This window comes from Marinobacter sp. SS8-8 (assembly GCF_030540945.1).
Lineage (GTDB): Bacteria > Pseudomonadota > Gammaproteobacteria > Pseudomonadales > Oleiphilaceae > Marinobacter.
In genome coordinates this window covers 67,519-79,089 of the sequence record NZ_JASSVN010000007.1, presented here as the reverse complement: position 1 = coordinate 79,089, position 11,571 = coordinate 67,519, and the positions used below count along the sequence as shown (strand labels likewise).

At 57.7% G+C, this 11,571-nt stretch carries 13 protein-coding genes; 10 read left to right on the top strand and 3 right to left on the bottom strand.

All coding sequences use genetic code 11. The annotated features are described in order from the left end of the window. The first annotated feature begins 88 nt into the window (after positions 1-88). The 3 genes from QPL96_RS09310 (at position 89) to QPL96_RS09300 (ending at position 3,155) form a co-directional block, all read left to right on the top strand. Positions 89-238 carry a hypothetical protein gene (locus tag QPL96_RS09310; protein WP_303287113.1) on the top strand — a complete coding sequence of 50 codons (150 nt, stop codon included), beginning with the start codon at positions 89-91 and terminating at the stop codon, positions 236-238. A gap of 7 nt (positions 239-245) precedes the next feature. Beyond that, entirely contained in the window at positions 246-1,970 is a 1,725-nt protein-coding gene (locus QPL96_RS09305; protein ID WP_303287112.1) for a BamA/TamA family outer membrane protein, read from the top strand. A 219-nt stretch (positions 1,971-2,189) separates the two neighbouring features. Beyond that, positions 2,190-3,155 (top strand): putative zinc-binding metallopeptidase, encoded by a 966-nt coding sequence (locus tag QPL96_RS09300; RefSeq protein ID WP_303287111.1) that lies wholly within the window; start codon positions 2,190-2,192, stop codon positions 3,153-3,155. 19 nt (positions 3,156-3,174) lie between these two features. Here the strand turns inward: QPL96_RS09300 and QPL96_RS09295 are convergent, their stop codons facing one another. Beyond that, positions 3,175-3,744 (bottom strand): NnrU family protein, encoded by a 570-nt coding sequence (locus tag QPL96_RS09295; RefSeq protein WP_303287110.1) that lies wholly within the window; start codon positions 3,742-3,744, stop codon positions 3,175-3,177. Positions 3,745-3,893: 149 nt separating this feature from the next. Here QPL96_RS09295 and QPL96_RS09290 point away from each other — a divergent pair, with 149 nt between their 5' ends. Next, positions 3,894-4,268 carry a hypothetical protein gene (locus tag QPL96_RS09290; RefSeq protein ID WP_303287109.1) on the top strand — a complete coding sequence of 125 codons (375 nt, stop codon included), beginning with the start codon at positions 3,894-3,896 and terminating at the stop codon, positions 4,266-4,268. Between the two features lie 39 nt (positions 4,269-4,307). Here the strand turns inward: QPL96_RS09290 and QPL96_RS09285 are convergent, their stop codons facing one another. Then, a complete protein-coding gene (locus tag QPL96_RS09285) occupies positions 4,308-4,838 on the bottom strand; it encodes a type II secretion system protein (RefSeq protein ID WP_303287108.1) in 531 nt (176 codons plus the stop codon). 472 nt (positions 4,839-5,310) lie between these two features. Between QPL96_RS09285 and QPL96_RS09280 the strand changes: the two genes are divergently transcribed. From QPL96_RS09280 to QPL96_RS09255, 6 genes are all read left to right on the top strand, one after another. Next, positions 5,311-6,360, top strand: coding sequence for a mechanosensitive ion channel family protein (locus tag QPL96_RS09280; RefSeq protein WP_303287107.1), 1,050 nt, complete (start codon positions 5,311-5,313; stop codon positions 6,358-6,360). A gap of 69 nt (positions 6,361-6,429) precedes the next feature. Beyond that, positions 6,430-7,365 (top strand): Rpn family recombination-promoting nuclease/putative transposase, encoded by a 936-nt coding sequence (locus QPL96_RS09275; protein ID WP_303287106.1) that lies wholly within the window; start codon positions 6,430-6,432, stop codon positions 7,363-7,365. A 120-nt stretch (positions 7,366-7,485) separates the two neighbouring features. Next, on the top strand, positions 7,486-7,719 hold the full coding sequence (locus tag QPL96_RS09270; RefSeq protein ID WP_339750929.1) for a DUF2750 domain-containing protein: 234 nt from the start codon (positions 7,486-7,488) through the stop codon (positions 7,717-7,719). Positions 7,720-8,040: 321 nt separating this feature from the next. Continuing rightward, positions 8,041-8,739: a crotonase/enoyl-CoA hydratase family protein gene (locus QPL96_RS09265; protein ID WP_303287105.1), complete on the top strand. Its 699-nt coding sequence runs from the start codon at positions 8,041-8,043 to the stop codon at positions 8,737-8,739. Positions 8,740-8,768: 29 nt separating this feature from the next. Continuing rightward, the gene (yeiP, locus tag QPL96_RS09260) at positions 8,769-9,335 is read left to right on the top strand and encodes an elongation factor P-like protein YeiP (protein ID WP_303287104.1); all 567 of its coding nucleotides are present in this window, start codon (positions 8,769-8,771) and stop codon (positions 9,333-9,335) included. A gap of 30 nt (positions 9,336-9,365) precedes the next feature. Then, positions 9,366-10,550 (top strand): YbfB/YjiJ family MFS transporter, encoded by a 1,185-nt coding sequence (locus QPL96_RS09255; RefSeq protein ID WP_303287103.1) that lies wholly within the window; start codon positions 9,366-9,368, stop codon positions 10,548-10,550. On the opposite strand, the gene QPL96_RS09250 is transcribed toward QPL96_RS09255, so the two are convergent. Then, positions 10,540-11,562 (bottom strand): carbohydrate kinase, encoded by a 1,023-nt coding sequence (locus QPL96_RS09250; protein ID WP_303287102.1) that lies wholly within the window; start codon positions 11,560-11,562, stop codon positions 10,540-10,542. The genes QPL96_RS09255 and QPL96_RS09250 overlap by 11 nt on opposite strands. Positions 11,563-11,571: the final 9 nt, after the last annotated feature.

Here is an 11,571-nt window from a genome sequence, read left to right as displayed (position 1 = left end):
CAGGGTGACGCTGGTCTATGCTGATTGGAGATCGTGCCGACTGCACAAGGGCTGTGGCGCACTTCCATGGGTAATCGTGGAGATTCACGTGTCAGCAAAAAGAGATGTCACTCTGGTTTATGATGAGCGCATTCTGGATCACGCGCCCGATGTGAACGCCGGTACCGAATTTGCTGCGGTGGAGGAAGCTATCGCGTTTCATCTGAGCGCGCTCACCGGGGAGTCCTCCGGAGAATGACCCGGCCATGCCCAACGTTGTAGAGGGCGGTGTGGCTTTCCGGCGGGCGCTCATTATTTCTGGACTCGTACTTCTGGGACCCTGCGCCGAGGCAGAGCTGACCCGTGAGGACTGCGTCGTCAGCGATGTCCAGCCAGAGGCCATCGACCTCGATAAACCCCGTGACCAGTTGGCTCGCCAAAGCGATCTGGTGATCCCGGAGGGTGCGCGGGTTGCAAGTATCCGTATCATTCGCCGGCCCATCTTTGATACCAGCGACCCCGAGCAGGACAATGCTCTTTATCGAACCCTGAACACGCTCAATACACCGACCTGGAAGTCGGCCCTGCGTTCACAACTGATGTTTGCAGAGGGCGATATTTACGAGCCAGGACTTATTTCAGAATCCGAACGGGTGCTGCGCCAGCGGGACTATCTGACTGCGGCATGGGTGGGTGTAACCCGTGTTTGCGGTAACGAGGTTGAAGTGGGTGTGCTCACGCGGGATACCTGGACACTTTTCCCGAGCGCCGGGGTGTCCCGGTCCGGCGGTGAGAACACCACCAACCTCGGGCTCTCTGATCCTAACTTTATCGGGTCTGGCAAAAGCCTGGGGATCTCCTACGCCAAGGATCCCGACCGCTCCGGGACCAGCCTGTTTTTCGACGATCCGAACGTGCTGGGCTCGCACTGGCAGGCAGGGTTTTCGTTCGATGAACGCAGCGATGGCCGGGGCCGAAGTGCCTATCTGGAGCGACCGTTCTTCAGTGAGGTTTCGAACTGGCGCTTTGGCCTGAGTGGTATCGACGATGTTCGGGAGGAATCCCGTTACGTTGCTGCAGAGGCTATTGCAGATTACCGGCGGAGCCAGGAATTTTTCAGCATTGATGGTGGGTGGCGGCTGGGGGAGCGGGACGACCGGCAGTTCCGTCTATTGGCGGGCTATCGATACGATGCTCTGGATTTCCAGCGGCTGCCCAGCGAACCGGATCTGGACATTCTTCCCGAAAACCGAACTCTCAGTTACCCCTGGATTGGTTTTGATTACCGCCAGAACCGTTTCAGGGAAATGACCAACCTGACCCGACTGCAACGGGTGGAGGATGTGCGGGACGGATTCGTGTGGCGAACGGAGCTGGGTTACTCCGGCTCAGGGCTTGGCGCCACCGAGGACAGGGTGGTGCTGAACATGGGCTTTGAGGATGCGCTTTTTGCTACGGATGCCAATTACGCCAGTTATGGCCTGAGCCAGAGCGGCACTTACCGGCTTGATGAAGACCGTGTGGAAAACCTGGTGGGAACGGTGAGCGTTCAGTACTTTCACGGTGGCGCGGTACGCTGGAACAGCTGGTACACCAGCCTTGCTTTCACGGCTGCCCACAACCTGACGGCGGACCAACAGCTGCTTATTGGTGGTGAAAACGGCCTGCGCGGTTATCCCAGCGAGTATCAGCAGGGCAATCGCCGGGTGCTCTGGACTCTGGAGCGCCGCTATTTTCCGGATTGGCATCCCTTCAAGCTGTTTCGAGTGGGTGGGGTTCTGTTCACGGATGTGGGTCGGGCCTGGTTCACCGAAGGCCGGAATAATGGCCCTGATGAGGGCATACTGAAAGACGTGGGCTTCGGTCTGCGGCTGGCATCCAGCCGGATTGAAGTGCAGCGGATGCTGCACCTGGATTTTGCGTTCCCGCTGGACGGAGACGATAGTATTGATGACATTCAAATTTTGCTGCGCGGGAGTCGTCAGTTTTAGGGGGCGCGATGAAGCGGTTTTGCCCCGTGATACCCGGTTACTTATCTTCAGTCTGTTATCTGTCAGGAGGAGCGGGAATGGGTCTGTTGCCGCGCTTTCCGGTGCAGCGGGGCCTGGATAACGAATTCCTGGCTGGTGTTTCTTTGCTTTAGGGTATAGGTTCGGCAAAGCGGCGGTCCGTTTTTTTGCACACTGCCGTTCAAAAGGAGCTCCAGCTCAATGAAGGTTTATTCCAACCCGGTTGGTTCCGGTAATCTGTGGTTTGACAACCTGACCACCGCAGAGGGCGTCCCTGTAGCTTATGACCCCCAGGCAAGGGCGTTCCTCCCCATGCCGCCCTTTTGTGTGAATCGGGAGATCATCGGTTGCAACTGGATCGCGCCAGAGCAGGGGGCGTTTTGTCGTTCCTGCGCGATGACGGCTCTGGCTCCGGATCCGAATATTCCGGATGCTATATCGAACTGGGCCGAAACCGAGGCGGCCAAGCGCTGGGTGCTGGACAATCTCGGCCGCTGGCACTGGTTCCGGCCGGAAGATCCGGGGACGCGCCCGGTTTTCCATATGCTTGCGGAGGGGCTGACCCCTGTTGCCATGGGGCACGCAAACGGTGTGGTGACAATCAGTGTTGCCGAGGCTGACCCCGTGGTTCGAGCCACCAGAAGGCAGGCCCTGCAAGAGCCATACCGAACCATGGTGGGCCACATGCGCCATGAAATATCGCATATGCTCTGGTGGCGCCTGAGTCTTCGGGAGGATTTTCTGGATGCGTTCCGGGAGATGTTTGGTGATGAGCGCGCTGACTACCCCGCAGCACTTCAGAGGCACTATCATCAAGGCCCGCCGGATGACTGGAGGCTGTTTTACCTGACCAGCTATGCGTCGGCCCATCCGCACGAGGACTGGGCTGAAACCGCAGCCCACCTGTTGCACCTGAGCGACATCACCGACAGTTTTGTGGCATCCGGTCTGACGTCGCCCGAATGGCCACAGCCCGGCTGGGACCCATACTCAGAGCCCGATACTGCGTTGCTGATTCATGTCGCAGCGTCGTTGGCCATTCGGGTCAATCACGTGAACCGTTCCATGGGCCTGCCGGACCTTTACCCCTTCGTGCTCTCGGAAATGGCGCAACGCAAGCTTGCCTTCGTCCATGACTGGTTGCGCCGGGGCGCCCAGGGGCGCTGATCCACGGGTCAGCGCCCGATCACACCGGCGCCACGCCAAACAGCCACTGGTGCGCCCAGAATACCGTCACCACATACACCGCAAGGCCGCCGACAATTGCAATAAGGTCATTCGCCTTGCTGGCCGGTAATGTGGGAATCGGTCGCTGGGTTCTGTGCTTCATGGAAATCCTGTCGGCCACGGCCCACGCGAGGAAGGAGCCGAACAGAAGCAGGTCCTGCAGCATGCCGTTGGCCAGCAGGTGAGCCAGCGCCCAGAGTTTAACCGCAGCCAGCATCGGGTGTTTGAGCCTTGCCTTGATTTTGCCCGGGAAGTAGGTGGCAAACAGGAGCGGAAACACCGGAATCAACAGCAGCATGGCCAGGTGCCTAAGCCAGCCCGGCGGCGTATAGATCACGGTTGGGTCCATGCGGGCGGCTGCGTAGCCCCAGATGATCAGCAGCAGGCCAATCAGGGAGGCGAGCGAGTAGAGGCCTTTAAACGCAGCTTCATCGAGGGACGCATGCAGTCGATTACGCAGCGGTTCGTTGACGATGGACAGCGAATGCACGCCGAGAAACAGAACCAGACCAACGATCAGTGTGGTCATTTGCCAAAACTCCCGGTTAGTTTGTTGATGGAATCGTTTTCCGCGGACGGACCATGGGTGTGAATTCAAAGACAGTATAGGAAACCGGGACAGAACATGCCTGAGCGTTTATCATCGGCGGCCTGGTTCACCGGATTGAAAAGGCGCCCATGAAGTTTCCCACGGTCACTGTTGTATTGGTATCCGCTGCCCTGCTGTTTGTTCTCTGGGAGCAGACCCGCGAACCGCCAGAGCCAATCGATGCCAGCCGCTTTATCAACCTGGCGGCCAATCCGGTGGAGCGCAGTGCGGCCGTCGATTGGGTTGTTTCGCAGATTCCCGAGCTATGCGCCGATGCGACCGGCCAGGGTGGAGGGTCAGAGCTTCACTCCCGCTGCGCCAGCGAGAGTGAAGCCCGCACATCAGGCTGTCGGCGAATGATCTATGACAGGTTTCCCGGTGTGATTGCCTCGCAGGCCGTGTTTCGGGACTTGTCCATAACGATGATGAACTGCCTGGTTCCCCGGTCAGGGTTGATTGAATAGCCAGTGCTGGTAGCGCCGTGGCGGTTCCCTGAGGGTGTTTCAGCATTCCGATATGACCTGGGTAACCGTGCACTCCGGGTGGCCGAAGGAATCGTACTCCACGTAGCAGCCCTGGCCCGGGTTGGACGCTGAAGGCAGGGAGAACCCCACACGGGTGTACCGGTTGTCGACAGAGGTTTGCAGGGAGGAATCGCTGGCGTGGACCGAGATGTAGTCCAGCATCGTGAGCGAATCCTCGGCTTCAGCCTGGCTTTCCGGGCACAGGTTGCGCCAGTCAACTTCCGAGCGGCCTGCCTCGGTCTCGATGACATAGCCGGTCTGCCGGGTTCCTCCTGGGTTGCTCGCAGCGGGGGAGAGCCCCTGAGCATAGGCTTTGCTTCTCACAATGCCGATAGTGCTTTTCATGGTTCCAGCCAGTGAGTCGAGGGCGGCTAACCTGGCATCGGAGGAGAGCGAGGCGAAACGAGGCAGCGCAAATGCCGCAAGAACACCCAGGATCACAATAACGAGGGCCAGCTCAATCAGGGTAAAACCGTTTGAACGGTCGGTATGCTCTTGCTTTGAAGCCATCAATACAACTCGTCTGAATATTTTGATAAACCGGGCATTGTTTCATCAAGGCGGCGATGAGGGCATTTTTCCCGGCCTTCCGCAAGGATAAGTCGCCAATTATTTCTCCGCCCCTCAGTGCCTGAAAAGCCTTGGGTTTCTTTCAATGAGCGCATCTATCCAGCGTTCCAGGAATGGTCGTCCACCAGGGAACTTAAGATAACGCCAGCCCAGGAAGGATATAACCAGCGCACCCAGCGCATCAACAGCCAGATCCCACATCGTATCTGTCAGCCCCGACGGATCGCCCAGCATCCCCGGATTCACTGCCTACAAGCCGCTGCTTCCTGGATGCGCCTGGCTGGACCGGGCCGAAAGCGGCCATGGCGATGGCACGGGAGCAGGGGCTGGTCTAGTCTTGCATAAGCCGGGCGCCCGGGCGGCCCCGGTTCTTTCTGTGCAACCCAGATGAACAAGGACTCGCGGGGGACTGATGCTGGAAGCGTTTGAGGCTGGTTTCAAGGCGTGGATGTGGCCCGGATTCTCGGCGATCCTCGCGGTTGCCGCCACCTATGTCGTTTACCGGCTGGCGCTGGCGGTCTTTCGCCATTTCTCCGAGCCGGGAACGGTGCTGCGATTGTTTCTCGACGCCGCAGCCCGGGCGCTCGGCGTGGTCTTCTGTCTGCTGGTGCTGGCCGGGGCGCTGGAGGCGGCGCCAGCGGATTTGCCGTTGATGGCAGCCATGCAGCAAGTCACCACTTTATTGCTTGTTCTGGCGATTACCTGGGCGGCGGTTCGGCTGACTTCCGCGATTGGTGAGGTTATCGTGGCGCTGAACCCGGTGCTCGAGGGGCAGTGGAAGCGCGCCCGCAAGGTCGAAACCCAGACCCGGTTTCTGGTTCGCGCCCTGAATATCCTCATTGTCATTATCGGCTTGGGTGCGGCCCTGATGACCTTTGAGTCCGTCCAGCACATGGGTGCCAGCCTGCTCGCATCGGCGGGGGTCGGCGGCCTGATTCTGGGTTTCGCCGCCCGCCCCGTGCTGAGCAATTTGCTGGCGGGGATGCAGATTGCGCTCACCCAGCCCTTCCGGATAGATGATGTACTGAACGTTCAGGGGGAGTGGTGCTGGGTGGAAGAGGTGACGTCCACCTATGTGGTTTTGAGGGTCTGGGACCTTCGCCGACTGGTTATTCCACTGCAGTGGTTTATCGAGAATCCGTTCCAGAACTGGTCCAGAAATACCGCGGATCTGCTGGGAACCGTATTTATCTGGGTGGACTACACCATGCCGGTGAAGGCGCTTCGGCAGGAGTTCAACCGGTTGCTGGCTCAGTCGGGACTCTGGGATGGTAAGGTGGCTACAGTGCAGGTGACCGATGCCAGCGACCAGGCCATGCAGGTGCGGTTCCTGATGAGCGCTTCGGATTCAAGCCGGAACTGGGACCTCAGATGTGCGGTTCGTGAGGGGCTGGTAACCTTCATCCAGGAAAACTACCCGGCCCAGTTACCGCGCCTGAGGGCCCGGATGGTTGAAAGCTGACGGTTCCTGCCGATACGCCAACTCGTTCAGCAATCACTGAACTTTTGTTAAAGGATACTGGGTCTGGCTGTGGGTGCCGGTCTGGGACTGGCCTGTTTTTTTGAGTTTTTGGTGTTATCCGATGAGGTGAGGGGGTGTGGTAGAATAACCGTCATTCATTCAGGTGGCCTCATGAGCGACTTACTCGATCCGACCAACGATTACGTTTTCAAGCGTTTGTTTGCAGAAGCCCCGGATCTGTTGGTGAACCTGATTAATGATCTGCGCCCTGATCTTCCGGATATTATGTCGGTTGATATTCTGAACCCGAATATCGAAGCCAGTGAACTGACTGGCAAATACATTATCCTGGATGTCCTGGCTCGGGATGGGGAAGGCCACTGCTATAATGTCGAGATACAGGTTCGCAGGTACGGTGCTTGGCATAAGCGCGGTTTGTTTTACCTTGCGCGTACTATGGGCACGCAACTGGATGCTGGGGAGGACTACCAGCACCTGAGAGCCTCGGTCGGGCTGCACCTGCTGGATTTTGATTTGTTCACTGCAACTGAGAACGAACGTCGGCAAGCGGTGTGGCGGTTCGAGATGCGTGACGAAACCCAGCCGGACATATCGCTGGGGAACATTTTGCAGATGAACCTGATCGAACTGAACAAGGCAGACCGAATCGGTCTGGAGCCGGGACCGTTATCGGCCTGGATCACTTTCTTTAAGCACTGGCAAGAGGAGCTCACCATGGCTAATGTGGCACATGAACCGGTTAAAAAGGCAATGAGCCGCATCCGTGAGCTCAGTGCCGACGAAGAAGCCCGTCGTCTGGCGTTCGTCCGCGAGCGGGCATTAAGAGACGAGGTGTCGTTTTTAAATGATGCCAGGCGCGAAGGTCGTGAAGACGTTGCTCGCGGCATGATCCTCAAAACGAATCTGGATGATCCAGAGATTGCCGATATCGCTGAGCTATCTGTTGCCGAAGTGGCCCATCTGCGGGCTGAATTAAAGCATTGAGATTCATGGTTGTGCACGACCGGTTAAGAAGGCAATGAGCCGCATCCGTGAACGTACTACAGTCAGTCTTCCCGGATTCCGTGTTAGGCTCCGAAACCTACCCGAAAGCAACTTGTTGGAGTGGCGTGCCTGCCCGTTTGGCCTGCCCCGGCGTTTGCCGCCGACTACGCCCAGGGTGCCGATGACCTGTCTCCCCGAAGTATTTCATTGCCAGACTTTTTCAGGAAATGGGTGCCCGGGCTGACCAGGGATGGCCTGGATGTCGGCGTCTTTCCCGGCCTTGATAAAACCGTTTGGATCACCGAGCCCGAGGAGCTCAAGCGGGATCTGCAGGATGTGATGTCGGATTTCTAGGTAATCCTTTTACCTTCTGGCCGACGCAGATCAGCCGGTGGCTGCGAGCGAAAGGTGTCCGGTAGCCTTGGCGCACGGTTTATCGTTTAGCCGGTCATTAAAACACCATAAACCCTGAAGCCCTGTGGTTGCAGGTCTGAAGGCATCTATCCGAGCGGTTCCCACAAAGTTATCCACAGTTTTTGTGGGTAAGATTATTGATAGCGCCATGCCCTTCGAGTTCTCGCAAAGATTGTTGAAACTCGGGCGCAGCTGACCCACAATCAGGTTCGACTAAGTAAACAAACGCTCACTTTAATTTTTGGTAGAGAGGTAAGGCAGGTGACTGAGCTGGCAGGTTACGAGTTGAAAGACGGTGTTGCAACGATCACCATCAGCAATGGCAAGGCGAATGCCCTGAGCCATGAGGTTATTGAGGGCCTGAATCAGGCGCTGGATCGTGCGGAGCAGGACAAGGCCGTTGTTATCCTCACCGGCCAGCCGGGCATTTTCTCCGCCGGATACGATCTGAAGGAAATGCAGAAAGGTCCGAAGGAAGCTGCGGCGCTGGTAACTACCGGCTCCAAACTGACCCGTCGCCTCGCGGCGTTTCCGTTGCCGGTGATCGGCGCGTGCAGTGGCCATGCCATTGCCAAGGGGGCGTTTATCCTGCTGTCCGTAGATCATCGCATTGGTATCGAAGGACCCTTCAAGCTGGGCCTGAATGAGGTTGCGATTGGCATGACCATGCACCATGCCGGTATCGAAATTGCCCGCCATCGTCTGGCGCCGGCTCATTTCTACCGCTCGGTTGTGAACGCTGAAATCTACAACCCGGAAGGCGCGGTCGAGGCGGGGTTCCTGGATGAGGTGGTTGCCCAGGACAAACTGACCGAGCGGGCCACCGGGCTTGCGCTTCACTTCAAGACTCTGAACATGCGTGCGCACCGGGAAACCAAGGTTAAAGCCAAGGCGGATTACCTGGCGCTTCTGGATCGTTGCATTGAGCAGGATTCAGAGCATTTGGGGCTGAACGGTTAAGCGAAACTCCCTTTACGGAAACAGAAGACATGCCCAGAGCCAGTGAGATCAAAAAGAATTCCGCTGTTGAATACGACGGACGGGTGTATTTCGTGAAAGACATTGAGCGCTCGGTCCCCCAGGGCCGTGCCGGTGGCAGCCTGTACCGGATGCGAATGTACGATGTGGTGACCAATCAAAAGCTTGACGAGACCTTCAAGGACTCGGACATGCTTAACCTGGCTGACCTGACGCGCCGGGAAGCCACCTTTTCCTACGCGGATGGCGATGAGTACGTGTTCATGGATACCGAGGACTTCACCCAGTACAGCCTGAACCGGGACGCCATTGCCGAAGAGCTGCTGTTCATCTCCGAAGACACGCAGGGCGTTATGGTTATCTTGTTGAAGGACTCGCCGGTTGCACTCGCACTTCCGCCCACCGTTGAACTGGTGATTGAAGAGACGGATCCGTCTGTCAAAGGCGGCTCCGCAACGGCCAGGACCAAGCCGGCCAGGCTGACCACCGATCTGGTGGTGCAGGTGCCTGAACATATCTCCACCGGAGATCGCATTCGCATTAACGTGGAGGAGCGCAAGTTCCTGGGCCGCGCCTGATCTGAAGTCGTTCCGAAGCAAGGACACCCCGTGAAGCCGATAGAAACCATTAAAGTGCTGGCGGCCAGCGTGATCTCGGTTGTGGTCATGGTGGGGATTGCCCGGTTCTCTTACACGCCGATGATCCCGGAGATGGTTGCTGCGCTGGGGCTGAGCAAATCCGTTGTCGGCATGCTGGCTACCGTGAACTACGCCGGCTACCTGACCGGGGCGGTGCTCATTACCCGGATCAGCGATCTCGGTCTCAAGGTCAGGCTGTACCAGCTCGGACTGGTGGTCGCCGTGGTTTCGACGGTGCTCATGGGGTACACCACCAACGTGTGGTTGTGGTTCATTCTGCGCTTTATCTCAGGGCTGAGCACCTCAGCGGGTATGTTGCTGGGTGCCGGTCTGCTGATGAGCTGGCTGATCAAAAACAACCAGAAATCCGAGCTTGGTGTGTTTTTCTCCGGCATCGGGCTTGGGATTGTCCTGACGGCCGTGGTGGCCGAGCTGATCAAGGACCCGTTCACCTGGGATCAGCAATGGGTGATCTACGGGTTGGTGGCGCTGGCACTTCTGGTTCCTGCCTGGCGCTGGATGCCGGACTACCGGGCCTGCGCTTTGCCCCGCACAGGGGGTGAAGGTGCCGGGGATGAGCGCAGCCGATTCATCCGTATACTGCAACTGGCGTATTTCTGTGCTGGCGTCGGGTACGTGGTGACGGCTACCTTTCTGGTGGCTATTGCTGAATCCATGCCTGAGCTTCAGGGGCAGGGCTGGCTGGTCTGGCTAATTGCGGGGCTCGCGGCCACTCCGGCCTGCTGGCTCTGGGATGTTTTCTCACGCCGTTGGGGGCAGTGGCTGGCACTGTACCTGGCCTATGCGCTGAACTCGGTGAGTATCCTGATGCTGATCGTCAATACCAGCCTGACCAGTGTGATGCTCAGTTCTGTGATTTATGGCGCCAGCTTTATTGGTATTGTCAGCATGATGCTGGCGATGGTGGGGCGCGAGTTTCCCGAAAATCCCTCCCGGCCCATGAGCCGGCTGACCTTCAGTTATGGCATAGCGCAGATGGTGGCACCGGCAGTCGTCGGCTATCTGGCCGATGTGGAGGGTAATTACACCAACGGTCTTTGGCTGACTCTGGGTGTTATGGCGCTGGGTGTGCTCATGCTTCATCTGGCAAGGCGGGCACAGCAGCGTCAAGACGAAACTGCGATCATCGGTTGAGCCGCCGGAGGCGCCGGGAAATTTTGAGCAAGACTTCAAGGTCAGTCTGATTCGGTAGTGAGGTAAATGCACCGGCTCGCGTTACCGCATGCGCACCACAGGCGCTGGCGAAAAAAAGGATATCCTCCAGAGCGTCGGGGTTTTCGCTCAAACCTGCCAACAGCGTTGGTGATACATCACTTTCTGCGAGTCGGTACAACAAGCCGCCGACAAAAGCGTCACCTGCCGCTGTACTGTCCACCATGTCTACCCTAACGGGTTGAATGAAGCCGGTCTGCTTGCCTGCGTAATAGCGCATGGGCGCGCCACCATCGGTAATGACAATCAGTTCAGCGCCAGCGTTCTGAAGTTTCTTCAGGATGGCGCTTTCATCCTGATCGCCGCAGAGAAACACGAGTTCTTCTGTGCTGAGCTTTATGACATGTGCCCGCTCAATGCAGGACCAAACAGCGCCGAATGGGTCGCTGTTCTCTGGCCAGAGATTTTCACGCAGATTCAGGTCAAAGCTGATGACAAACCCGGCACTCCTGGCTTTTTCCAGGCCCGCCAGGGTTGTTTCCCGTATGCCGGGCTCGGTTAGGGTATTGGAACAGAAATGGAAAATTCCCGGCTCCTGGAACCATTCATCCTGAAAATCCTCCGGGCGAAACAGCATATCCGCGGAAGGGTTGCGATAGAACTCGAAACTTCGCTCACCCTGAGAGTCCAGCAACACAAAGGCCAGTGCCGTTTTGGCTTCGCTGGTTTGTAACAGGTAGTCGGTATTTACGCCGTTGTCTTCCAGTGATGCCCTGAGGAAGTCACCGAACATATCCGCTCCGACCTTGCCCGCAAAATAGCTGCGCCCGCCCAGCTTACCGACCGTGGCTGCGACGTTCGCGGGGGCGCCACCGGGGAACTTGGTAAAGGTTTCCTGCCCGGACGTCTTTGTCTTCCCGGGTCCGTTGGTGTTGCTGACGTTGCTGGAGAGCATATCAATCAGGGCCTCTCCAAATGCGATGACCTTTTGCATTGTCTGTGT

Bases quoted from the DNA above. Each gene is read 5' to 3' on its own strand.
- QPL96_RS09305 (WP_303287112.1), top strand. From the start codon at position 246: ATGCCCAACGTTGTAGAGGGCGGTGTGGCTTTCCGGCGGGCGCTCATT.
- QPL96_RS09300 (WP_303287111.1), top strand. From the start codon at position 2,190: ATGAAGGTTTATTCCAACCCGGTTGGTTCCGGTAATCTGTGGTTTGAC.
- QPL96_RS09295 (WP_303287110.1), bottom strand. From the start codon at position 3,744: ATGACCACACTGATCGTTGGTCTGGTTCTGTTTCTCGGCGTGCATTCG.
- QPL96_RS09290 (WP_303287109.1), top strand. From the start codon at position 3,894: ATGAAGTTTCCCACGGTCACTGTTGTATTGGTATCCGCTGCCCTGCTG.
- QPL96_RS09285 (WP_303287108.1), bottom strand. From the start codon at position 4,838: ATGGCTTCAAAGCAAGAGCATACCGACCGTTCAAACGGTTTTACCCTG.
- QPL96_RS09280 (WP_303287107.1), top strand. From the start codon at position 5,311: ATGCTGGAAGCGTTTGAGGCTGGTTTCAAGGCGTGGATGTGGCCCGGA.
- yeiP (WP_303287104.1), top strand. From the start codon at position 8,769: ATGCCCAGAGCCAGTGAGATCAAAAAGAATTCCGCTGTTGAATACGAC.
- QPL96_RS09250 (WP_303287102.1), bottom strand. From the start codon at position 11,562: ATGCAAAAGGTCATCGCATTTGGAGAGGCCCTGATTGATATGCTCTCC.